The organism is Gillisia xinjiangensis, from assembly GCF_046298265.1.
Lineage (GTDB): Bacteria > Bacteroidota > Bacteroidia > Flavobacteriales > Flavobacteriaceae > Gillisia > Gillisia xinjiangensis.
Genome location: NZ_JBKAHK010000006.1, coordinates 1 through 25343, shown reverse-complemented (window position 1 = coordinate 25343; position 25343 = coordinate 1). Strand labels below are relative to the sequence as shown.

The following is a 25343-nucleotide window of genomic DNA, read 5'->3' as shown; positions in this document are numbered from 1 at the left end:
CCCGAGCTTACTTCTCCCGAAAACCAACTTTTTGCTTTTCTTCAAGTACTCTTTTTTCCAGAATCAGTGGTTTCTTTTTAGGTTCGGCCTCTTCAAAAAGAGATTGCATCATGGCAACCGTTGGCTTGGTTTGGCATTTCTCGATATCTTTCAGAATCGCAATAACCCCATTGATCCTTTTTTTGATAAGGCTTTCCAATGTTTTCATTTTCGGGCCTATCACTTCGTTTGGAGAAATACCGTTCATTTCAAAAAATTCAATCATTGACAACAAAGCCATCGACTGGGATTTAGAAATAGATCGGCTGAACCGTCTAAATTTTTTAACTACAGAAGACTTAATCTTTAAGGTCTCGAATTTCTCATTTTTATACTCTTCATCCATTTTTTAGTAAAATTTTGCCGCTTTTTCAAGGGTTTCGGAAGGGTTTTAGTAAAAAAAAGATCTTCCGCTTAATTTATAATCTCAATACGATAGGCTAAAATGCTGTATTAGAGTGTTTTAAAACAAAAAAGGAAATCCATAACGTGGCTCTGCCCGTTACCCTCTTGCTATTCCTTTTTTGTCCCCCAAGGGACAAAAATTTCATACCATTCTTCCTTCAACCGATGCATGGTTTAAAAGGCAAGAACTCCCATAATGATTTTTAGATGTGTACTATTGTCAGCGAAGTCAAATAAAAAATTTGGACAATTAAGCACTTCAAAAACTACTTTAATATAGCTCTTTAAAAGTAGTTAATATTTTGATTTAAAGGTATTTAAGTGCTATATATTTATTTAAATTAAATTTGATGTTCAATGATATGAATTGGTGTATTTATTGCCGATTGGGTAGAAGGAGAATTACAAAAGGCACCAAAGAACATCAATCTGTATTTTAAAATTTTTCAAAAACTTTTTGCAGATTTACTTTTTATATCCGGAGCGTTTTCCATTTTTGATTTTCAGGATGAAAAATGGAACTATAGAATGAACTGAAAAAAGCTCTGCCGGGTTTTAATTTACTTCCCATAGAGCCGGCAGCTGTTACCATTTTTTGATCTGCTTTTATCCCGGAATTTAGAATTAGGATAGGCCGCAAGAGAATCCTGAACAGAAGATAATTTCCCTGTAAGGCCGGCTAATTTCTAAATTCTAGACCTTTGCTTTTTCAAAAAATGGTAAACAGTAAATGGCTCGAAAGGTGAATTAGTAAACAGGTGAAGTTCTAATTGGTTTGGTATAGTACAAAACAGGAAAGAAGTTCAGATCCAGCGGACTCTGGAAAAAAAGTGCTTCCTGGAGTGGAGCGGTTCCGCTCCCGAATTTTCTCGGGATTGCGGATTAGCGCAACGAAGGGATTCACTTTTTTGCCTGTGTCCAAGACCTTTTTTTACGAAGCGCTTTCCCCGGAATGGAGAGCAACGGAATGAAGGGGAATGTGCTGAGGGGTAGGTCCACCTGAGATTTTATGTTATAGTGTTGCTAATTTTAAATCGATGTGCCGGACTGGCATTGGTGACGTTATATTATTTCAGGTATTAGAAATGTACCCAAAAATTCAGTTGATTAAATCTTAGAAATACTATTAAACCAGTTATTGTATCCGCTCTTTTTTCAAAATTAGAAGCTCCTCCAATTTTGCTTTATTTTCTTTATTCAGAAAACTCTTTTTCAGAAGTTCACTCCATTTTTCAGAACCTTTATTTATTCTCCCCCATAAATTCTCCACTGCCTTATTAGGTATGCCGGAACTAAGCATAGCTGTATCGAAATCGCATTTTTTTAGTTTATTCTTTTTCCCATTTAAGGTTAGTGCAAGATCTTCATCATCCTCCGGCATTAGAAGTTGAACAGCTAGGATGTCATAGGCGGGTGCTAATTCGTAAGAGCTTTGTTTCTTTGCTATTAGAGAAAAGTTTTTCAAATGCATATCATTATTACCTATAAGATAGGACACGATTACCTGTTCATAGAAGCGTACTACATCTATTAACCGATTTCCATTATATTTCAATATTGCATTAGCAATCTTTTCATAAGAACCTCGATATTTATGTTCAGTTAGTTTTTCTGTAAATTGACAGGCATCTTCCATGGCGTATTTATTTCCTTTTCTATCCCGATCTATTCTTCGGGTTAGATATGCAAGTTCCCCGTCTTTCAAAGGAATTAATAGAAATGGAACTGTTGCAATTCCACAAGCCTGGGCCATAAGCATTGATAGAGATTCAATTTCCGGCATCTGGGGATATAGTGGGTACGGAGGTTTTAAAATATATCTGCCATCCAAAGCTCCTACTATTGTCAATCTATTATGTTCTTGTTGCCCGGTAAATCCTAAAGAGAGTTTGGGTTGTACCCCGGGGACAATAATTCGTTGGGCGATATTTTCTTTGGCGAGCTCTTCCAGGTCTGAAAGAGAATAGTCTAATTGGAGTACAGGTGTATCTTCCAGCCAAAATTCCGCAAGACATTTCGGATGATACTTAATCTCATCCTTCCCCAAGGCTTGTAAACAGGCAAGGCAATTTTTCATAGCGGTCTTACACTTATATTTCCAATACAATCTCTACAGGTGGCTAAGAGCAATCCCATGCGATCACGCGGATTAAGTTTCCAGTTCTTGTGTACAAGCTCCAATAACCAACCTTCAGGTATTAAACCGTCAAAAAACGGAAATAGATAATCTGATTTTATAGGTTCTTCTTGCAGAGGGATGGTTAAACTCACTGCTTTTTGAGGCTTGCTTTTCAAATAAGTTTTATCATATTCAAAAGAATAAGCATCTTCGGTCTCTGTAAGAATCCCTGCTAATTGTTGATCGATTAAAATTTCAGCTCGCCGCATTAGTCAATAGGTTGAGGTTTTAATGTAGATCCAAAGAATTTTAATATCTGATTCACTTTGTCTGTCATTAAGTTTGGCTTACCTTGTTCAAGATCCCTAACAAACCTAAGTCCCACGCCGGTGATATCAGAGAGTTCAGGTTGAGTCATTTTGCCTTCTTTCCGTTGCTTTCGGACATATTCAGCTATTGGATTATTCCGGTTCCAGTCTTCCATAAGATATACCTTTACGGGTGCAATATATAAAATTTTTGATACTCTATACCTGAAAAGGTATATTGATTTTTTTTTACAACATATTATACCTGAAAAGGTATATGAATAATTTACGGTTTGTCTAAAAATCATAGAGGCCATTAGCTGTTACCATTTTTTGATCTGCTTTTAACCGGGAATTTTGCTTTTTTAAAAAATAGTAACCGGTAAAATGGCTCGGAAGGTGAATCAGTAAACAGGTGAAGTTCTAATTGGTTTGGGGAAGTACAAAGCATGGAAGAAGTTCAAATAAGGCGGACTCAGGCACAAAAGAGCTTTCCGTAGTGTAGCGGTTCCGCTCCCGACTTTTTTGGGGTTTGCAGTTTAGCGCAACGAAGGGATTCGCTTTTTTGCCAGTGTCCAAGACTTTTTTTTTACGAAGCGCTTTCCCCGTAATCGAGAGCAACGGAATGAAGGGGAATGTGCTGAGGGGTGGGTAGTTCTATATATAATTTTACCCTGGGTGCAATTGGGAGTATATTTTAAGGGAATTATCTGTTTTAAAAATTAATTGTTAGGTGTTTTTTGAAGGCTTTTATAGTAAATTAAAAGTCTTATAAAGTTATTATGGAGCCAGATTGAGAATGAAACTGGAAGGAAGTACAGGTCAGGCGGACTCAGGCAAAATAGTACTTTTCAGAATGATGATGGAAATGGTCTTTATGTCATATCCTTGCTCTAGCCAGTGGAGGAGATCAGCAGTTGGAATGGGCAACTGAATAGCTATTGAAGCAAATAGGAGATGAACCAGAAGACATAGAAATCACAGCAATTTCTGCAGCGGCCAAAGGAACATAAAGGTTGCTATTAATTGAAATTGCAATAGACATAAAATAAATTGGGTTTAAGAGTTATATAAAAGCTGCTTAAAGACTATTCTTCTGCCTTCCTAAAAAATCAACGCAGTTCCGGAAAGGCATAAAAGTCCAAGCAGGACCTTCTTGAACAAGACTTCGTTAATCTTCAGAAAAAAATGATTTCCTAAAAACTGCGCCAGGAGAAAAATCGGAAAAATAATAAGGCTCATTTTAAGATGCCCAATATTCAGCACCCCGCCAAGGGCCAGGGAAGGTATTCTCACAATTGTTAAAAGAGCCAAAACGCCAATCATCGTTGCCCGGAAAATTTTGACTTCATCTACGGAATTTTTTACAGCAATCACATACAACGGACCTCCGGTTGAAAAGACTCCGGAAAAAAATCCTCCTACGACACCAAAGAACATAATACCCTTATTTCCCAGTTTGAGATTTATTTTTCCAATTACCACATAGCCTACATATAAAAGTATAAAAACGCCAAGAGCTTTTTTTAAGATTATGGGCTGACTGTAAGTGAGGACCAAAATTCCAACCAATACGCCGATGATCGAGGGAATGCTCAATTTTCCTATAACACTTTTGTCTATAATTTTCCACTCCTTGTACACAAGGGAAATACTGGAAAAAAGATAAAATATAGAGATATAGGCAATAGCATCCGGAAGGTTTAAACCTATCAAAAGAATAGGTAAAGCGATCAGGGATCCGGCAAATCCCACCACCGTTTGTACAAAAAATCCACAGAAGATTGCGGTTCCAAGAAGAATCAATAATTCGGCATCCATAAGGCAGCGGAGAAATTTAAAGTTGTTCAAAATTAATAGCAAGAGCATAAAATACATAACGGAAACAATGGTGAAATGATTGAATTTCCAAATAAAAAATGGTATTTTCACCTAAAACCAATGGTTTGATGATAGATAAGACAGATCGAAAAATAATAGAACTATTAAAAGTCAATTCCAAAGCCTCCTTTGCAGAAATAAGCAAAAAAGTTGCCCTTTCCCCTTCTTCTGTGCGGGAAAGAATTAATAAGCTGGAAGATTTAGGAGCAATAAAGGGTTATAGTCTGGAGATAGACCAGGCACTGCTGGGCAACAACCTGGAAGTATTTATACTTCTGAAGGTTTTCACAGGCAAATTACAATATGTAATTGTTGAATTGAATAAATATCCGGAAATCCTTAAAGCCCATCGAATAACCGGCCCACATAATTTTCATCTAAGAGTGGCACTTAGGGATCAGTTACATCTTCAGCAATTCATAGATAAATTAATCACTTTAGGAGAACCTACAACTCTTTTGATCCTATCTGAGTTAGAGAGTACTAACCAGTAGAAGTAAGAATAAGTTTCTAAATTTGATAATCTTCAATAGGAATAAAGCATTCGGATTAATTTCAAAACATGAAGTTAGTTATTAACTGGCGGACTCAGGCACAAAAGAGCTTTCCGTTGTAAAGCGGTTCCGCTCCCGACTTTTTTGGGGTTTGCGGATTAGCGAAACGAAGGGGATCAACTTTTTTGCCTGTGTCCAAGACTTTTTCGAAGAAGCGCTTTCCCCGGAATGGAGAGCAATGGAATGAAGGGGAATGTGCTGAGGGGTTGGGGCTTAAAAATAGGACATTTTCCTACCCCAGAAAAGTTGATTATACAATAAAATCCTTTAAATTTTAATAAAAATTGATAGAGTAGGTTTGTTTCTTAAATGTTTTGTTATTATTGGACATAATTAATTTAATATTTTATTAATGACATTCTTAGCCCTATGAAAGATCTAGCTACAAATGAAGCTTCTAATACTTTAAAAGATTACGGAATAACGGCCTCTAAGATTTATTACCAGTTATCGCCAGCAGAGCTTCATAGATTAAGTTTGCAAAAAGGAATGGGAGAAGAAACATCCTTGGGAGCATTAGTAGTAAATACAGGAGAATTTACAGGTCGGTCTCCTATGGACAGATTTATAGTTAGAGATGCCCTTACTGAAAACAAAGTGTCATGGGGTAATATAAATGTTGCTTTTGAATCTGAAAAATTTGATGCACTCTATGATAAGGTGGTTAATTATTTAGACGGAAAAGAATTATATGTGAGGGATTGTTTTGCCTGTGCACTAAAGGACTATCAATATGGTATCAAGGTTGTGAATGAATACCCTTGGTCAAATCTGTTTGCGTATAATATGTTTATCAGACCTACAGAAAAGGAGCTCGAAGATTTTCAAACCGACTGGACCGTAATAAATGCTCCGGGATTTCTTGCTAATCCAGAGGTAGACGGTACAAGGCAGCATAATTTTTCAATTTTGAATTTTTCGCGGAAAATTGTTTTGATTGGAGGGTCAGGGTATACAGGAGAAATCAAAAAGGGAATTTTTTCCGCACTTAACTTTGAGCTGCCGGTTACCAGGAACACACTTCCTATGCATTGTTCTGCAAATATAGGCGAGGATGGCGATACCGCGATATTTTTCGGACTTTCCGGAACCGGAAAAACAACCCTTTCGGCGGATGCACAAAGAAAACTTATTGGCGACGATGAACATGGATGGACAGAAAAGAATCAGATCTTTAATTTTGAGGGAGGATGTTATGCAAAGGTGATGAATCTTTCTGCAGAAAGCGAACCTGAAATTTATGATGCCATTAAAAAAGGAGCTCTTTTGGAAAATGTGGTAATAAAGAATGGTGAAGTAGATTTTGAGGATACCTCCATTACCCAGAATACCCGGGTGAGCTACCCCATTGAATATATAGAGAATGCGAAGCATCCTTCCGTTGGTAAAAATCCAAAAAACATTTTTTTTTTAACGGCTGATGCATTTGGGGTTTTACCGCCGCTTTCAAAATTAACCCCAGGGCAAGCTGCCTATCATTTTATGTCTGGATATACAGCTAAAGTGGCTGGTACAGAAGCAGGTGTAATAGAACCACAACCTTCTTTTTCCGCGTGTTTTGGAGCGCCTTTTATGCCTTTACACCCTGCTGAGTATGCACAGATGTTAAATGATAAGATTAAGGATTCCGGAGTGAATGTTTGGTTGGTGAACACCGGGTGGATTGGAGGAGCCTATGGAATTGGAACGCGTATTAAACTACAATATACACGAGCAATGATTAATGCGGTCTTGAATGGTGACATTGACCCGGCTTATTCTTATGAAAAATACCATATTCATTCTGTATTTGGTGTGGTTCAACCCAGAAAATGTCCGGGAGTTCCAGATTCAGTTTTAAGCCCAAGATCTACCTGGGATAATGATCAGGCATATTATTCAGCAGCATTTAAACTTGCGAATGCTTTTAGAGAGAATTTTAAAAAATTTGAATCAAATGCAAGTGACGAGATTCGTCGTGGAGGACCTCAAAGATTTGTATTTTAATAGAAATTACCGGCAGTAGTTGTTGATGTACTGGTCTTCCAGAACAAAAACCTTATTATAGTCAACAAGAAACCTTCCTGTTGTAAATTGACAGCCAAAGTTTAACTCATCTCCTTCATCTATGAGGTGAAAATCAAGTTTTGGAACTGTTGTAGGTTCACATGCAACAGGCTTTGAAAAATCTTCCAGCCTGTTCTTGGCTATAGAATTGACTTCATTTTGTAATTCAGCTATTAATTTGGAAGAATCTATTTTTTCCTGAAGAATTTCATCAGACAAAAATTCAATGTCCCTACCAATTACTTTCCCCGATCTGTAAATTAAAGTACTATCAAGGTTGAATTCATTTTTGAAGAATGTGTGTACATAGGCGAGCTTTATGAAATTGGGATCATTCTCGAGGTTTAATGAATTATAGTCTTCTCTCACTTTGGTTTTCTGGCCTCCGGTAAGAAAGGAATCTATGGGCATTTCTCTTTTATCATACCAGATCTCATGTTTTTGATATTCATAACCTTCAAATAAAGTTCCTGAATTATCCCGTTCATCTATACAACGCACATACATTACAGCATCTTTAGCAACGTAATGAAAACCATTTCTCTCCCTGAAAAAAGGAATTTTATACTCACTTTTAAGGACCCATTTGCCTTGGTATTTATAACAGGGGTAATTACAATCTGCTGGTAACTCTTTTAATTTTACATAGGGCTTGATATATTTATTTTCAAAACTCCACTGCAACATTTCGTACCTGGAATTGGAATTCTCTTTGTTTTCAACCTCCTTAAAATTGCTCTTACCTAAATAAAAACCTAGAAATCCCAACGCCAACATAAAAAGGATTACGATAGAAATCAGTATGAGTTTGTTTGATTTTGTCTCTATAGGAGGGTTGGTTTGATTTTCTTCAAGCCTTGCTTCGTTGAGTAAACGGTTAACGTTTCTCAAAGCTCTTATAAATTCTCCTTCGGAAGCAGTATTATTTATTAAGCGGGAAAACTGAGAGTCACTATAGCAAAGATCTCTGGCAATTTTGGAGTTGCTTGTCGCTTCAAAGCTATTTTTATCTGGAGTAAAACCCCCATATTTTTTTTCTAAAAGGGATATAAAAGAACTATGGTAATTTTCCGCTTTGTTTTCTTCATTCATAAATTAAAAAATAGATAAAATACAAGGTTGAATTCAATAAAAATTGATAAAAATCACTAAAACGATAATAATTCATCTATTTTATTATATAATTGCTGCAATTAATACACAAAATTTAAGGTTGTCGTATTTCTCTATCAAATGTACAACTAATTATAATAATTTAAAAAGTCAACCAAATGAAATGTCTTTCGCAGAAACTTTTTTTGTTTATAGCCTTCCTGGCCGGTCCTTTTGTGTTTTCACAACAAATTATCACCGGTACTATACAGGATGAATTCGGGCAACCTTTGGCTGGGGTTACAGTATTGGAAACTGGAACTTTTAATGGTGTTGTGAGTTCCTTTGAAGGAGATTATACCATTACCGTAACGACACCTACTCCATCACTTACTTTTAGTTATGTCGGATTCAAAACCAAAATCTTAAAGGTAGCAGGAAGGAGTGTTATTAATGTTGCCATGGAAGAGGATGTTGAATCACTTAATGATGTAGTGATCACTGCCCTTGGATTTAAAGAGAACAAAGATGAACTTGGTTATGCCAGTTCAACGGTAAAGGGTGAAGAAGTTGTTGAATCTGGAGAGAGTACTTTGCTTAATGGCCTTTCTGGTAAATCTTCAGGAGTACGAATCTCCCGAAATTCCGGAGATCCTGGAGCAGGGGCTTATATTCAAATAAGGGGTTTATCTTCCATTACAAGAAACAGCCAGCCTTTAATTGTCGTGGACGGGGTTCCCATCAGTAATGATGTGAGAGGTAACAGTGACAGGAGTGGAGTGAGCCAGGAATCAAGATTAAATGACATCAACCCCAACGACATTGAAAGCATGTCGATTTTAAAAGGTGCATCTGCGGCTGCTTTATGGGGTACCCAGGCTCTTGGTGGAGTGATAATTATTACAACTAAAAGCGGTAATTATAATAGACCACTTTCGGTTTCTTACTCTTCAACATATTCTTATGATCAAATTAGTCAGAAATATCCTCTTCAAACAAAATATGGACAAGGAGATAATGGTGTTTATAATCAAAGAGCAAGGGATTCCTATGGAGACCTGATTGCCGATCGAAGTGGTGGTGAAGATGATTTCAATACCTCGGGCCAGTTTTATGAAGATCAGGACGGGCGTATCTATTACCCCATTATCAACAAAAATTCTCAGGAGATTTATAACGACTCTAATTTTGACCAGATCTTTGACAATGGACATTTTTTTGAAAATAACTTAAGCTTAAGCGGTGGAAATGAAAAAAGCACAGCCTTTTTTAGCATGAGCAATCTTGATCAACAAGGGATTATTAGAAACAATTCAGATTATCAAAGAACTACTGCAAGGTTTAACGCTCAGCATAAATTTAATGATTTTATAGATCTTAAATTAAGTTCCACCTATGTACAAACAAATTCAAACAGGATACGTAAAGGTGCCAGTTCTTCAGGTTTATATCTGGGTCTTTTAAGGACTCCTGCCGATTTTGATATTTCAGGATACCGCGGGGACTATTATTCTTCAGGGGATTCATCTCCCATTCCCAACAGACACCGATCTTACAGAGAACCTCTGGGGGCCGATGATACCCCAACTTATAACAATCCGTTGTGGACAATCAATGAGCAGGAAAATGATTCCAAAGTCGATCGTTTTATTTCCAATTTTGAATTGACGGCAACTCCTGCTTCCTGGCTGGATCTTGTCGCCAGGGTTGGAATAGATCATTACAGTGAAAAAAGAAATGAATTCCTTACTCCGGGTTCTGCTGCCGGTGCATATAGATCGGGTTATTTGGACAGGTCATTGGCTACAAATACCATTTTAAACATGGATTATATTGCTAAATCTCAATTTGATCTAACAGATTTTTTGGGAGGTTCATTTTTAGTAGGATTTAATTACAATTCTAAATTAAGAGTAGTCGAAGGCGTCGAAGCAACAAATTTTATTCAGTTTATAGATGTTGCGAGTGGTATTAGGGATGTAAGTAATTCTCTTCCCGAAAATAGATCAGTCACAAGTTCGGAGGGCCGCGAGAGAACAGCTGGTGTTTATTCTGCATTAAACCTTTCAGCCTTTGATATGTTATTTCTTAATGGAACTGTAAGGGTGGAATCTGCTTCTACTTTTGGAAACACCTCCGATAATACTTTTGCTTTTCCCTCAGTTTCACTGGCGTGGCAATTTAGCGAATTGCTTAATCTAGAGGATAGCTTCTTTTCATTTGGAAAATTGAGAACTTCCTATGGAGAAGTAGGTGTGCAACCGGGAAGATATAATACATCCAATACCTTTGTTTCACCTTCCTTTGGTGATTCTTTTGGAGGTGATCTTGATATTAGTCTATATGGCAATGGTGGTTTTGTTCCCAGTGCCAGCAGAGGAAATTCTTCCCTAAGGCCGGAAAGAAAAAAGGAAATGGAAGTTGGTACAGACCTTAGGTTTTTCAACAATCGTTTGCGTTTTAGTGCTACCTATTTTGACAATGTAACTGAAGATGTACTTCTTGATTTCCCTGTTCCAAACTCTACAGGTTATAGATCCATTTATGCCAATGGTGCTGAAATACAAAATCATGGAATAGAACTGGATCTTGGCTACCAGATCTTACTTACCGAAAATTTCTCGTGGAGTGTCAATACCAATTTTACCAGCCTGAAAAATGAAGTTACCAACCTTGCCGGGATTGAGTCTTTTAATCTTGGAGGTTTATCGGCGGTAAGTTCCCGTGCGGTAGAAGGATATCCTTTAGGAGTTTTATGGGGTTCAAGGATCCTGAGAAATGAAGATAAATCTATAGTATTGGACGAAAATGGATTTCCCGTTCAGGATCAGGTAGAAGGAGTAATAGGGGATCCTAATCCAGACTGGCAGGGCGCTTTGTCGAGTAACTTCAGGTATAAAAATTTCAGTGTTTCCGTTCTTTTCGAAACTTACCAGGGAGCTGATATTTATGCGGGTACAAAGTCTGTACTTCGTGACCTTGGGGTTTGGGAGGACACCGGTAACCAAACAACTGCGGAAAGAAATTATCTGACCTCGGAAGGAAATGTAATTTTTATTGGAGAAACTTTTCGGGGAAATGTTCAGGATTTTGGAGCAGGGCCGGTTGCTTTGACTGAAAGCTGGTACAATGGCCTCGGTGGATTCTTTGGCGGCGGAATTGATGAAATATACGTTGAAGACGGTTCCTGGTCAAGAATAAGAGAGCTCAGTCTTGGATATTTATGGAACAATGAGTGGCTTAGGAATAAGACCAAATTACAATCTGCAGAATTCACTGTTACCGGAAGAAATCTCTTTTTATGGACGGAATTTGAAGGGAATGATCCTGACACCAATCTTTCAGGAGTTAGTGCGGCCAGGGGAATTGATTATTTTAATAACCCCAGCACCAAATCTTTTGTTTTTAATCTGACTCTTAAACTTTAAAAAATAATATTTTATTATGAAATGAGCATAACGGAAATTCGATACAAACACCGATGAAGATATGCGAATTACATATGACCAATAAAAAACAATAAATAACTACATATGAAAAAATATATCTATTTATTCGCCATAGTTGTGATTTTCCATTCCTGCAGCAAAGCAGTGGAAGGAATCAACGAAAATCCAAATAGTATTACCCAAAGCTCTTATGGAAACATCCTTACGGGGGCTGAAGTAGGCAATGTGGTTTTGCAAACAGGGGAATCAGCAAGACGGGCTGCTATTTTTGCTGGCCAATACACGGGGATTGACAGACAACATTTGGGATTTTCGCAATACAATGTAACTACAAGTGACTTTGATGGTCTATGGTACGATGGCTACGTTAACGCCTTTAGAAATGCACTTGTCGCACAACAAGGTATATTGGATGAAAATGTAGGCCTGGTAAGCCAGGGAATAACTCAGGTGCTTCAGGCCCATATCATTGGAACAATGGCGTCTTTATATGGAGATATTCCTTTTGAGGAAGCAGGAATCATTGAAAACACTAATCCTGTTTTTGAAGATCAGGAACAAATTTATGCTAAAATTCAAAGCCTCCTGACCGAGGGAATAGCTAATTTCCAATCTAACGCCGGAAGACCAACAGGAGGTTCTGAAATATATTTTGATGGCAATCCGATCAAATGGGCACAGGCTGCAAATACATTGAAAGCCAGATTTTATTTGCACACCAAAAATTATAATCAGGCGTATGAAGCTGCATTAAATGGAATTAGTTCTCTAGATAATAGTATGTATGCTCCTCATGGTACGGCTGCCGAGAATTCAAATTTAAATTATCAATTTTTTGAAGTACAGGTAAGGCAGGCAGATCTAATTGTATCAGATTTCATGGTTAGCCTATTAGCGCCCGGAGCTTCGAATCCCATACCGGCAAATTATCGCGGCAACAGCAAAACTGATGAAACCGCCAGATACAACTTTTATTTTAAAAATACCGGTATCGGGGTACAACCTAATACGGTAAATGGTTTTGCAGAGCAATCTGCTCCTGCTTCCCTAGTTACTTATGAAGAAAATCTGCTGATCCTGGCAGAAGCTGGTTTGAGATCTAGAGATTTTCAAACAGGTCTTGAGCAATTGAACAATTTCAGAACCTTTATGAGTAGCGGAGGTTATCTACGAAATATAGATGCATCGCAGCTAAAATATGAACCTTATACAGAAGCAGATTTTGAAACAGGTGGAATTGAAAATTCAGATGGAATAAGTAAGGAAAATGCGCTGTTAAGGGAAATTCTTCAGGAAAGGTATGTTACACTTTTTGGGCAAATTGAACCTTTTAATGATGTGAGAAGAACCCTAAACCAAAATATTGTACGCGTACCGGTGACACCAAATGTAGGTAACAACCTGCCGCAACGATTCCTTTATCCGCAAACCGAAATTGACAGAAATGATAATTTAACTACTCCAATTCCGGATTTTTTCGAACCTACAGATATTAATCTTTAAATCTTGAAATAAACCTTAGCCAAATGCGAAAATTAAAGATTTATTTATTAATGATATTCCTTCCTATTGTGGGATATGCTCAGCAGGAAGATGTCACTGAAGTATTGTTTGTTGGTAATAGTTTCACCTTTTTCTGGAACATGCCTCAATTGGTGGAAGCAATGGCAAAAGATCAGGGCATTCCTCTTATCACCAGCCAGTCCACTGTAGGTGGTAGCAATCTTGAGCAACATTACAAAGGAGAAAAAGGAACTGAAACAAATAAAATTCTTGAAAATGGAAAATTTGATTATGTGATTCTTCAGGACCACAGTTCAAGTACTATTGAAACTCCTGAAAGATTTGAGGAATACAGTCAAAAAATGACAGATCTTGTGAAGAGCAGAGGAGCAGAGCCTATTTTTTTTATGACATGGGGATATAAATCTAATCCCTTAATGTTAGGAGAGATAAGCAATAAATATTCAGAAATGGGAAAAAGGCTTCAGGTTAAAACAATTCCTGTAGGAGAAATTTTTACAAAAGCTATGCATCTAAGGCCAGATCTTGAAATGTATTTTGATGATAAGCATCCCTCACCGGATGGATCTTATCTTGTAGCCCTTATTTTTTATAAATATCTAACTGGCCGTTCGGTAGATGCTTTACCTAACAGGCTAACTACAAAAGATGCTGAGGGGGAAAATATCTACCTTTCATTTGTTACTTCCGAAAATGGAAATTTCTTCAGACAACTTGTTGAGGAATTTCAAATGGAAACTTTAAAAATCTCAAATTGATGAATTCAAAGAGAAAAACTTTATCTCTTATTTTAGGACCTGCTGTGTTTTTTATCATGCAAAGTCTTGATGCACCTGTGGGAATGTCTGAAAGTGCTTATGCCGTTTTAAGTGCAACTCTCTGGATTGCAATTTGGTGGGTTACTGAAGCAGTGCCAATTGCAGTTACAGCATTACTGCCAATTGTGTTATTTCCGTTAACGGGAGCCCTGGATATTTCGACTACTACTGCTTCCTATGGACATAAATATATATTCCTCTATATCGGTGGTTTTATACTGGCCATTGCTATTGAAAAATGGGGCTTGCATAAAAGGATAGCTTTACACATCATCAAGCTCATTGGGACCAATATTACCAAGATCATCCTTGGATTCATGCTGGCAACTGCATTTCTATCGATGTGGATCTCCAATACAGCCACATCTGTAATGATGCTTCCTATAGGAATGTCAATTGTTGCCCAGTTAAAAGATAATCCTGCAACAGCCGAAGATGAAGGTTTGGTTTTTGGGAAAGCTTTAATGCTGGCAATTGCCTATAGTGCCTCGATTGGCGGAATTGCAACCCTTATTGGAACTCCTCCCAACCTGGTGTTTGCAGGGTATATGCTGGAAATTTACAGCATCGAGATTAGTTTTTGGCAATGGTTTCAGTTTGGTCTTCCTATTGCAGTTATTCTTTTGGTGATTTCCTGGTTCTATCTTACCAGGGTTGCATTTAAATTTAAGGAGAAAAAATTTCCTGGTGGGAAAAATGAGATCGAAGCTCTTTTGAAGAACCTGGGTCCTATGAAAAGAGAGGAAAAAATTGTTTTAACAGTTTTTGTCCTTACCGCCTTAAGCTGGATTACCCGATCCTTCTTTTTGGAAGCATTTCTTCCTGGTATTGATGATACTATAATTGCTATGATGGCAGGTATACTGCTGTTTACTATCCCTGCGGAAAAAAAAGGAAAACAAATAATAACCTGGAAAGAAGCAGTTAAAATGCCTTGGGGAATAATATTACTCTTTGGTGGGGGCATGGCTTTGGCGTCTGGATTTGAAGTAACAGGACTGGCGGTTTGGTTTGGAACACAGATGACCCTTCTACAGGCTTTACCGCTGCTCCTTTTAATTCTCATTATTGTATTTAGTGTGAATTTTATAACAGAGCTAACTTCCAATCTTGCCACTACTGCTATGCTCTTGCCAATTTTAGCGCCAATAGCAATAAACCTGAATTTGAACCCTTATATGCTCCTGGTAGCCACCACAGTGGCAGCTTCCTGTGCCTTTATGCTACCAGTAGCTACACCGCCAAATGCTGTCGTTTTTGGATCAGGCTACTTAAGGATCCCCGATATGGTAAAAACAGGAATATGGATGAATTTAATCTCTATTCTAATACTTACGGCTATGGTATATTTCTTATTGCCATTTATATGGGATTTTGATCCTTTTGGAGTCTCTGAAAAATTTATAGTTAAACAACCTTAATACCTAGTAAACAATCTTGTATAAAACTTAAATTATGGAAAAAATACAAAACTCATTATTCTCAGCAGTATTGCTATCAGTTATTTTACTGCTTTTTGTCGGTTGTCAAAGCGATGACGAAGTAACTTCTTTAGATGACGGGTTACTTAGAGTACTAACCAATACCATAAATGACAGCAAATTTGTTGAAGGTATAGATAATGTTACCACAGATCTTAATATTGAAATTGTTTTCTCTCACTCTCTAGATACAGAGAAGTTGGCCTCAGCAATTTTAGTTTCTTCCGCCAACGGTCCTGTGGATTATTCTCTTGAATTCACGAATACAAATTCAACGGTAATTATATCGGGAAATCAGGAACTGGATTATCTTACCACTTATACAGTGGAATTGCCAGCCGGCACGTACGGAGCTAACGGAGAAGCGATCAAGGATCCGATTTCCCTTAGTTTTAAAACAGAAGCATTTGTGCCACCAGTGGTAAAACTGGCAAGCGATGTGAGCGAGTTAAAAGAAAATTCTGATACTGCCGTCGTAACGGTTTCTTTAGATAAAACCACTGAAAATGAGGTAATTGTAACTTTAGCCTTTGGCGGAACTTCGACTCTTGATGCAGATTATACTGTTTCTTCTCAAAGTATTGTTATTTCTGCAGGAAGCCTTTCAGGAAGTATAGAAATAACTACCAACCTTGATGAAGAAGATGACGATAATGAAACTATTGTAATTACTATAGTTTCTGTTGAAAATGCAAATGAAGATGGTAATCAGGAATTAAAGCTTATTATCAAACAAGAACTCTCCCCAATATCTTTAAAAGGAATTCTTGCTCTAAGGTGGGATGGTTCAGGAACAAATGACGGGAAAGCTGTACATTTAGTAGCTAATGAAGATATTGCAGATTTAAGCCTTTATGGTCTGGGAGTAGCAAATAACGGAGGGGGAACAGATGGTGTAGAATACAATTTCCCCGCAATTGCAGTTTCAGCTGGGGATGATATTCTCGTAGCAAGAAGCCCAGAATTACTTTCAGTTTATTTCGGGGATTGCAACATTGAATTTGAACACATTCTAGAGGCAAACAATTCAATAAGTCAAAATGGTGATGATGCCATTGAACTTTTTAGCGGCACTACAAGGATTGAAACTTATGGAGATGCTGATGTTGATGGAACGGGAGAAGTTTGGGAGTATACTGGTTCCTGGGCTTATAAAGTAGACCGAACCTGGATTTATGGAGGTTTAAGTTGCAGCGAGGGCAGTACTACCACACAGGCCTCCAATTGCTTGTACCCAATTTGTAAAGAAGCATTGGAGCTTAAAGGCGTTTTGGCCTTGATCTGGGAAGGAAGTGGCACTAACGGAGGGAAAGCAATTCATTTAAAAGCCAATAAGGATATTTCAGATCTCAGCATTTATGGAGTAGGAATTGCCAACAACGGAGGAGGAACGGACGGATTGGAATTCACTTTTCCTGCAATTTCAGTATCAGAAGGAGAGGATATTCTTTTAGCCAGGGAACCAGCAACCCTTGCTGCTTACTTCGGCAGCTGTATTAACACATTTGACCATGTCTTTGAATCAAATGACTCTGTAAGCCAAAATGGTGATGATGCCATAGAATTATTTAAAAATGAGGCGGTAATTGAAACCTATGGTGATGCCAATGTAGATGGAACTGGAGAGGTTTGGGAATATACCGGCTCCTGGGCATTTAAAACCAATGGAGACTGGACAACAGGTGGCCTGGATTGTGCTGCGGGTTCTACAACCACACAAAATTCAAATTGTACCTATCCACAATGTGAATAGGACACATTTGGGGCGGGAAGTGAACTTTATTTCCCGCCTTTTTTAATCAAAAAACATGATGACATATCTAAAAGAACATTTTCAAAAGAAGTTATTTCTTATTTTGATCATTTTAGCTGCATTATTGGTTTCTTGTGATAGTGATAGTAATGACCAGGAGATAGGCAATACTACACTTACTGTTAGTTCAATAAAAATGAATGACCAAACCCTTATAGATGGAGCAGATGGAATCCCCACAGCTTCAACTCTTGAGATTGTTTTTTCTTCCGGGATTGATCCTGAAAAATTCGAAAATTCCTTTTCTATTATAACTTCTGCACAACCTGCCGATTATACTGCCGAATATTCAAATGCATCTTCCAAAGTGACTATAAATTTACCAAGGCTTGCTCCTGCTGCTGCTTATACTATGGAAATAAAATCTGGGGTTTTGGGCAGATCAGGAGAACAATTACAAAATAGCATTTTTCGCTCTTTTACAACCAAAGAGGAAAATGGCACCACCCAAATAACTCCCTGTTTAACTGGGACAGATTCCTGTAAACAAAGTATTACAATTAAAAACAGTTCAGGTAATTCCTTTGATTTTAATTTTTTTAGCAGTTTTAAATTCATTGAGGATGAAGAGCATATCTGGGACGAGCTGGAGGAGGTGATCTTTGTGGTTCACGGTCAGAACAGAGATGCAGCTGAGTATTTCACATATATGGCCAATACGGTGAGTAGTCTTGAACTTCAAAACAAAGCATTGGTAATCGCTCCTAATTTTCGCGAAAATTCTTCAGGAAACAATGGCTTATTCTGGGGTAATGGTTGGCGTGATGGTGCCAATTCAGAAAATGTAAGTTCAAACATAAGCTCTTTTTCTGTAATAGACGAAATCCTTAAAAAGTTATCTGATCCTCAAAAATTTCCAAATCTTAAAAAGGTATTTGTTTCCGGGCATTCTTCCGGTGCAACTTATGTACAACATTACGCTTTGGCAAACAAAGCTGAAAATGAATATCAGGCATTTGATTTTACATACATTGTAGCAAATAACCAATATTTTTACTATCCGGACGACAGAAGGTTTAATGAGAGTACCGGCGAGTTCTTTATTCCTTCCACTTGTTCAGGCTATAATTTTTGGCCATATGGATTTGAATTTGCGGTTCTTTATTTAGATGGAATAGAGGAAGCTACTGTTAGAGATCAGCAGATCACCCGTAACACCATTTATTTATTAGGAGAAAATGACACCTCCACCTCGGGAACATTGAACACTACAGATTGTGCAGCAATTTTGCTAGGCTCAAACCGTTTTCAACGGGGAGAAAATATGTTCAGGTTTATGGATACTTTTTATAATGGGCAACACGACCATCATAAAATTATAGTTCCAAATGTTGGACACGATGGAGAGGCAATGTTTAAATCTCCAGAATTTAAAACTTTTCTGCAAGAAAATATGTGACCTGTAAAACGAAGAACAAGTAAAATTTCTACTAATAGTGTAGCTTCTAACAAAATTATAAATAAGCAGTACGGGTGAGTACTTAGCATGAAAGAAGTTCAGATCCGGCGGACTCAGGCACAAAAGCGCTTTCCGTAGTGAAGCGGTTCCGCTCCCGAATTTTCTCGGGATTGCGGATTAGCGCAACGTAGCGATTCGCTTTTTTGCCTGTGTCCAAGACCTTTATTTACGAAGCGGTTTCCCTAGAATGGAGAGCAACGGAATGGAGGGAAATGTGCTTAGGGGCTTTATGAACGGAATCTATAAGGTGATAATAGGAACATTAAAAATCCTAAGATTTAAATTTTAAAAAATATTTATGCCTTTACAAAGGGAGGATTATATATAGGAAACAAGCTTTTTATCTGAATTATATAAAATTGTAAAAGGAAATTTTGAAAATGTATTTAAATGATATCCATAAAACCTTTGCTCGGGAAATAGCGGCTTAATCTAAGCCTAACTAATTAGTCACAATAAACATAGATCTCCTATTCAATTCATGTTCCTCATTACTACAGTAAACGCTATTTGAGCAGCTGTTTACCAGCTGGGTTTCCCCATAACCTTCTGCAGATAACCTGGATGCCTGGATGCCCTTGTCAAGGAGCCATTGCATGGTAGATTGTGCCCTTCTTTGAGAAAGTGAAAGATTATAATCATCTCCCCCCCGACTGTCGGTATGGGATTCAATATTGATATTAAGCTCCGGATATTCTTTCAACGCGGCATAAATTTTTGCGAGTTCAATTTCAGCATCTGGACGAATGTTTGACTGGTCAAAATCAAAGTAGATGGGCTGTAAAGTAAGCAGGCATCCTAAATCATTAGGTGAACATCCTTCACGCTTGAGTTCTAATGGAAAATCAATATTAGCTGAATCCTCTGGGGTTGTAATTAAGCGTTCCAATGAGGTGTAACCATCTTTGATGGCTCTTACCGAATAATTTTTATTACAGTCTACATCAAAAGTGTAAAGCGCATTTTTATCAGACCGGAAGGTTTGAACTTCTTCATTGTTTTCATCAAAAAGTAGTACCTGAGTCCCAGGAAGTATCTCTTTAGTATCAACATCTGAAACCAAACCTGAAAGGATGATCTCACATGAAGGTATAGCTCTGTAGATATCATCGTAAATATTATCAATCCCATTGCTTCTGTTTGAGGACAAAAAAGCAAGGTCTCTTTCCTTGTCAATGATAAACCCGAAATCATCTTCCTTACTGTTTACAGGTTCTCCCATTACAGAGATTTCAGTAGGCATTCCGTTAGCATCAAGTTTGGTAAAAAATATATCCAAACCTCCAAGCCCGGCTCTTCCGTTGGAAGCAAAGTACAAGGTGTTATCACTACTTATAAAGGGAAAGGATTCCCGAACTTCAGTATTGATTCCCGTTCCAAGATTTACGGGAGTTCCATATTGATCATCTCCTAAAATTTCCACATACCATAGATCTGCCTGACCTTTTGTGCCAGGCATATCTGATGAAAAATACAAACGCTTCTCATTTACACTCAAAGCGGGGTGAGCTACAGAATAGTCGGCATCATTCATAGGGAGTTCTATTATGTTTTTCCACTGGTCATTCACTTTGGTCGCCTTATAGATCTTTAGCCGGATGTTTCTATCTTCATCTTTTCCTTTGCGACCATCCATAAAATTGTTTCGGGTGAAATATACGGTAGTGCCATCTTTGGTAAAAGTCGTTGAAGATTCATGAAACCTGGTGTTGATCTCTCCTGAAAGTTTTTGAGAGTTTTCAAGTGTGCCCTCTGGATTTATTGTGGCCTGATAAAGATTAAAAAATGGTTGTTTGTTCCATTCATGGATTTTTATTTTAGTTGTGGAATCAGGCTTTGCAGAAGCATATACAAGTTTATCCTGATAAAAAGAGGGTCCAAAGTCAGGGTAGGAGGTACTTACTTCTGTTTTTTCCAGGATATATTTTTTTGGTTTTGATCTTATTTCTGATAGATAGTTCTGGTTTTGCTGAAAGTTTGAAATCACCAGTTCTTTTCCTCCCAAACGGGCAAACTGTTCCATCAAAACATCAGATTCCTGGTATTTTCCTTCGCTTTTTAAACTTTGTGCAGCCCTGAAATAATATTCTGGTTCAGCCTCTGATTGGAATTCTGTAATTAAGCGGTTGTACCATTCAGCAGCATTTTTATAATCGGCATTAAAGTAATAGGTATTCCCCAGTTTTTTAAAAATTTCAGCAGAAGTATATCCGTTTTTCACAACCTGAAGGTATATTTTTTGGGAATTGATATAAGCAAGATTTTCATATTGCATTTCAGCCTTTTTTAATTTTGCCTTTTGTGCGAACGCATTGGAAATGTTAAAAAGGATTACTAAAAGCAGGCTATATTTTAAGAATATTTTCATTTTCTATTACATTAATTGGTTAAAAGAACCTTGGGGAGAAGATCCTTTCTGGTTTCAATATTTCATAGCGTATAAAAAATTCATACGAACCGTTGTTGTACCTGGCAAGTTCTGTGGTTTCCTGGTCAAATGCAAATCCAAGCATCAGAGAATCGGAGATCTGGAATCCCACCATGGCACTTAAAGCTGCGCTCCAGCGGTAAGCAGCTCCCAAAGTCAATTTTTCATTGAAAAGGAAGTTGGCAGATACATCAACCTGAAGTGGTGCCCCGGTAACCAGTTTACCCAAGAGCGCAGGTTTAAATTTGATATCTGGTGACAGCTCGAAAACGTATCCGGTGATGGCATAAAAGTGGTTTCGTTCACTTACAATATAGGCATCTGGATTATCCAGACTGTTCTCATCAAAATATTGAGATTCCAGGAAATTGGGTACAGAAAGTCCTGCATAGAACCTGTCTGTATAGTAAAATATACCTGCCCCTATTTGTAATTTCACCCGGTTGTTGATGTTGTTTTCAAAAATATCCCCTCCGTCACTAATATTTAATTTTCTATAGTCAATATTGATCATATTGGCCCCGGTCTTTAAACCAAAAGCCAGTTTACCAAAAGCCGAAGTCTGGATAGTATAGGAGTAGTCAATATTAATGAATGTTTCTTCAGAAGGGCCAATCTCATCGCGAACAAAGGATAAGCCTAATCCCACATTTTTGATCCTGATGGGAGTGTTAACTGAAAAAGTTGCCGTTTTAGGCGCACCGTCCAAACCAACCCATTGAGAACGGTATAAGCCTGCAAAACTAAGGGCGTCCCTGGATCCGGCATAAGCCGGATTTACCACCTGAGTGTTGTACATATATTGGGTATATTGGGCATCCTGTTGTGCAAGGACAACAGATGTAGATCCCAACAAGCCGGCAATTAATAGGATGAAAACTTTTTTCATTTCTTGAATATTTTTAAATGCCGCAGCGGTTTAGAGCTGCGGCTCTTTTTTATTTATTGTCTACGTACAGATAACCTGCATAACTGCTCTTACCTGGATTCTCACTTCCTGTGAACCTAATTATATAATAGTAGGTACCTGTTGGAAGTTTGTCTCCTCTTTTAACGGTAACCCTACCATCAGAAATTCCCCGGAATCCATTTTCTTCATTTCTGTAGTTATCCTTGTCAAAGACTTTTACTCCCCATCGGTTAAAGATCACAACATTATTGTCTGGATATTTTTCAATTCCTTGTATTCTGAAGAAATCATTCAAGCCATCTCCGTTTGGAGTGACACCGTTGAAGATCTCAAAGGCTGCTGCATCAAGTACTACCGGGAGGGTTACTATGGTTGGATCATCAGGATTTCCATTTTCGTTAAGATCGCGGTTGGTTTGGTCAAAAGGATCATCAGATAGATCTTCTATACTATCACCTAATATGTTCTCTCCGTTCACCGTAGCCTGGTTGGTCACCTGTTGATTCGTTAGATCCTGCTGGGTGATGGTATAAACTGCTGTGAAGGCAGAGCTGTTAGTTTCTCCGGGAGCAAGTGTTATTGGATCGCCGGTTACAGCTACCAGAGGATCTGTTACAATTACATTGAACAAGGTTACAGATCCCGTGTTGGTTATACTAAAGTTATAACTTATAGTTTCACCAACCTGAGCACTGCCATCTCCATTGTTATCGTCAAATGCACCTAGTTTCTCAAGGGCAATTCCTGCAGCCTGACACATTGCTACCACGGTTGGGTCATCATTGTCAATTGCTGTTCCTGAGAAATCTCCTACCGGAATTTCCTGCGGATCAACAGCTTCCACGAAAGCCTGATTTTCGACATCACCGACATCAATATCATTCTGAGTGATCACATAGGCAGCAGAGTAGATCCATACTTCATCCACACCAAGTATACCGTCATTATTTGTATCTCCAGACACAAAATTGATTGCAACTTCAGCGTTTGGTGCTTCAAACAGAGGATCACTAATGGCCACCTCTCTTAGGGATACATTTCCTTGATTGGTCACTGTGAACCTATAATTAATAGTGTTTCCAATTATAGCGCAATCATCACCAATGTTAAGGTCAGCCTCTTTTACAACAGCTATAGCTGGGTTTTGAATTGCGTTTACCATTACTTCTGCTTCATCTTCTACATCTATTCCATTAATATCCTGGGCAGTTACAGTGGCTGTATTGCTTAGGCTACCATTATCAAGATCTTCCTGAGTTATGATATATGTAGTTGTTAATACGGTTTCCTCACCTACATTAAAGGTAGCTATGCTTGAGTTGAATCCTGTTAATGGATCTATTACCACTGCATTGACAAGGTTCACATTGCTTGTATTCCTTATCGTGAGGGTATAAATGATTGTACTACCAACCGCATTGTAGGTTTCTACATTAGCAGTTTTAGTAATACTTATCGCTCCATTTCCTGATACTACTACCGTTACAGTACCGTTTTGACAGTTGGTTGGGTTCAGTACTTCACAAACAGTGTATTCAACCACATACTCACCGGCCGGTGTATTCGGAGCCACGGCTACATTACCGTTCTCATCAATACTGATTGGTCCTTGAGTAATCGGATTCACAGTTACATTATCTGGAGTGGCAGGAAGTCCGTTTACAGTATCATTATCAAGAATGTTACCTGCATTAGGATTACCTGTTGAACCGTTTACTGGTCCAATGTTATCATTGTTCACTACAATTGCTACCGCTGCCGTATCATCATCCTGGATTGTTCCTGTGGCTTCGATTCCACCTACACTTAACGTATAAGTCTCATCGTTTTCATCCAACAAGTCTGTTAATCCTGGGAAGGTAACCGTAAATTCTGTTACCCCTGCAGGTACGGTGATGGTCATCGTGATCGGATCATAAGTCACGCTATTGCTGAACAATGGGGTGCCGGTATAATCTACATCAGTTGTTGCAGTCACATCCGTTACGCTGAACGCATAGGTCTCATCCGTAGCCGAAGCCGTGGTCATCGTCACCGTATGAGTCAGATCCGTACCCTCGATTTCAGTCGCATCCGATACACTTTGTACCGCTGCCGTATCATCATCCTGGATTGTTCCTGTGGCTTCGATTCCACCTACACTTAAGGTATAAGTCTCATCGTTTTCATCCAACAAGTCTGTTAATCCTGGGAAGGTAACCGTAAATTCTGTTACCCCTGCAGGTACGGTGATGGTCATCGTGATCGGATCATAAGTCACGCCATTGCTGAAGACCGGAGTTGCAGTATAGTCGGTGCCTGCTGATGCAGTCACATCCGTTACGCTGAACGCATAGGTCTCATCCGTAGCCGAAGCCGTGGTCATCGTCACCGTATGAGTCAGATCCGTACCCTCGATTTCAGTCGCATCCGATACACTTTGTACCGCTGCCGTATCATCATCGGTGATCGTACCGGTAGCTGTTTGTCCGCCTACACTTAAGGTATAAGTCTCATCGTTTTCATCCAACAAGTCTGTTAATCCTGGGAAGGTAACCGTAAATTCTGTTACCCCTGCAGGTACGGTGATGGTCATCGTGATCGGATCATAAGTCACGCTATTGCTGAACAATGGGGTGCCGGTATAATCTACATCAGTTGTTGCAGTCACATCCGTTACGCTGAACGCATAGGTCTCATCCGTAGCCGAAGCCGTGGTCATCGTCACCGTATGAGTCAGATCCGTACCCTCGATTTCAGTCGCATCCGATACACTTTGTACCGCTGCCGTATCATCATCGGTGATCGTACCGGTAGCTGTTTGTCCGCCTACACTTAAGGTATAAGTCTCGTCGTTTTCATCCAACAAGTCTGTTAATCCTGGGAAGGTAACCGTAAAGCTGGTCACCCCGGCTGGTACCGTAATCGTGCCGTCGCCATTGTCAATCACTCCATCGCTGAACAATGGGGTGCCGGTATAGTCGGTGCCTGCTGATGCAGTCACATCCGTTACACTGAACGCATAGGTTTCGTCCGTA

General features: G+C 38.5%; 17 protein-coding genes. 8 read left to right on the top strand and 9 right to left on the bottom strand.

Annotated features, from left to right (window positions below; genetic code table 11):
* Positions 1-7 precede the first annotated feature (7 nt).
* The 5 genes from ACKGJN_RS11175 to ACKGJN_RS11155 all read right to left on the bottom strand — a co-directional run bounded on the left by ACKGJN_RS11175 (position 8) and on the right by ACKGJN_RS11155 (position 4692).
* Positions 8-385 (bottom strand): BfmA/BtgA family mobilization protein, encoded by a 378-nt coding sequence (locus ACKGJN_RS11175; protein WP_409539583.1) that lies wholly within the window; start codon positions 383-385, stop codon positions 8-10.
* A 1194-nt stretch (positions 386-1579) separates the two neighbouring features.
* A complete protein-coding gene (locus ACKGJN_RS11170) occupies positions 1580-2521 on the bottom strand; it encodes a HipA domain-containing protein (RefSeq protein ID WP_409539582.1) in 942 nt (313 codons plus the stop codon).
* The gene (locus tag ACKGJN_RS11165; protein ID WP_409539581.1) at positions 2518-2832 is read right to left on the bottom strand and encodes a HipA N-terminal domain-containing protein; all 315 of its coding nucleotides are present in this window, start codon (positions 2830-2832) and stop codon (positions 2518-2520) included. The genes ACKGJN_RS11170 and ACKGJN_RS11165 overlap by 4 nt, the downstream gene beginning before the upstream one ends.
* Positions 2832-3047 carry a helix-turn-helix transcriptional regulator gene (locus tag ACKGJN_RS11160; protein WP_409539580.1) on the bottom strand — a complete coding sequence of 72 codons (216 nt, stop codon included), beginning with the start codon at positions 3045-3047 and terminating at the stop codon, positions 2832-2834. The genes ACKGJN_RS11165 and ACKGJN_RS11160 overlap by 1 nt, the downstream gene beginning before the upstream one ends.
* Before the next feature lie 928 nt (positions 3048-3975).
* On the bottom strand, positions 3976-4692 hold the full coding sequence (locus ACKGJN_RS11155; RefSeq protein ID WP_409539579.1) for a sulfite exporter TauE/SafE family protein: 717 nt from the start codon (positions 4690-4692) through the stop codon (positions 3976-3978).
* Positions 4693-4820: 128 nt separating this feature from the next.
* On the opposite strand from ACKGJN_RS11155, the gene ACKGJN_RS11150 reads away from it, so the two are divergent.
* Both ACKGJN_RS11150 and pckA read left to right on the top strand, forming a co-directional pair.
* Positions 4821-5246 carry an Lrp/AsnC family transcriptional regulator gene (locus ACKGJN_RS11150; RefSeq protein WP_409539578.1) on the top strand — a complete coding sequence of 142 codons (426 nt, stop codon included), beginning with the start codon at positions 4821-4823 and terminating at the stop codon, positions 5244-5246.
* Positions 5247-5675: 429 nt separating this feature from the next.
* Positions 5676-7292 carry a phosphoenolpyruvate carboxykinase (ATP) gene (gene pckA, locus ACKGJN_RS11145; protein WP_409539577.1) on the top strand — a complete coding sequence of 539 codons (1617 nt, stop codon included), beginning with the start codon at positions 5676-5678 and terminating at the stop codon, positions 7290-7292.
* 6 nt (positions 7293-7298) lie between these two features.
* Here the strand turns inward: pckA and ACKGJN_RS11140 are convergent, their stop codons facing one another.
* A complete protein-coding gene (locus tag ACKGJN_RS11140) occupies positions 7299-8444 on the bottom strand; it encodes a hypothetical protein (RefSeq protein ID WP_409539576.1) in 1146 nt (381 codons plus the stop codon).
* 179 nt (positions 8445-8623) lie between these two features.
* Here ACKGJN_RS11140 and ACKGJN_RS11135 point away from each other — a divergent pair, with 179 nt between their 5' ends.
* The 6 genes from ACKGJN_RS11135 (at position 8624) to ACKGJN_RS11110 (ending at position 18928) form a co-directional block, all read left to right on the top strand.
* Positions 8624-11872, top strand: a complete 3249-nt coding sequence (locus ACKGJN_RS11135) for a SusC/RagA family TonB-linked outer membrane protein (RefSeq protein WP_409539575.1) — start codon at positions 8624-8626, stop codon at positions 11870-11872.
* 105 nt (positions 11873-11977) lie between these two features.
* Positions 11978-13396, top strand: coding sequence for a SusD/RagB family nutrient-binding outer membrane lipoprotein (locus ACKGJN_RS11130; RefSeq protein ID WP_409539574.1), 1419 nt, complete (start codon positions 11978-11980; stop codon positions 13394-13396).
* 23 nt (positions 13397-13419) lie between these two features.
* Positions 13420-14175 carry a hypothetical protein gene (locus tag ACKGJN_RS11125; RefSeq protein WP_409539573.1) on the top strand — a complete coding sequence of 252 codons (756 nt, stop codon included), beginning with the start codon at positions 13420-13422 and terminating at the stop codon, positions 14173-14175.
* On the top strand, positions 14175-15656 hold the full coding sequence (locus ACKGJN_RS11120) for an SLC13 family permease (RefSeq protein WP_409539572.1): 1482 nt from the start codon (positions 14175-14177) through the stop codon (positions 15654-15656). The genes ACKGJN_RS11125 and ACKGJN_RS11120 overlap by 1 nt, the downstream gene beginning before the upstream one ends.
* A 34-nt stretch (positions 15657-15690) precedes the next feature.
* Positions 15691-17469, top strand: a complete 1779-nt coding sequence (locus tag ACKGJN_RS11115) for an Ig-like domain-containing domain (protein WP_409539571.1) — start codon at positions 15691-15693, stop codon at positions 17467-17469.
* A 55-nt stretch (positions 17470-17524) separates the two neighbouring features.
* Positions 17525-18928, top strand: coding sequence for an Ig-like domain-containing domain (locus ACKGJN_RS11110; RefSeq protein WP_409539570.1), 1404 nt, complete (start codon positions 17525-17527; stop codon positions 18926-18928).
* A 502-nt stretch (positions 18929-19430) separates the two neighbouring features.
* Here ACKGJN_RS11110 and ACKGJN_RS11105 read toward each other — a convergent pair.
* From ACKGJN_RS11105 to ACKGJN_RS11095, 3 genes are all read right to left on the bottom strand, one after another.
* Positions 19431-21356 (bottom strand): OmpA family protein, encoded by a 1926-nt coding sequence (locus ACKGJN_RS11105; protein ID WP_409539569.1) that lies wholly within the window; start codon positions 21354-21356, stop codon positions 19431-19433.
* 19 nt (positions 21357-21375) lie between these two features.
* Positions 21376-22305 carry a PorP/SprF family type IX secretion system membrane protein gene (locus tag ACKGJN_RS11100; protein ID WP_409539568.1) on the bottom strand — a complete coding sequence of 310 codons (930 nt, stop codon included), beginning with the start codon at positions 22303-22305 and terminating at the stop codon, positions 21376-21378.
* A gap of 49 nt (positions 22306-22354) precedes the next feature.
* A partial coding sequence (locus tag ACKGJN_RS11095; protein WP_409539567.1) for a DUF7507 domain-containing protein occupies positions 22355-25343 on the bottom strand: 2989 nt, incomplete at its 5' end.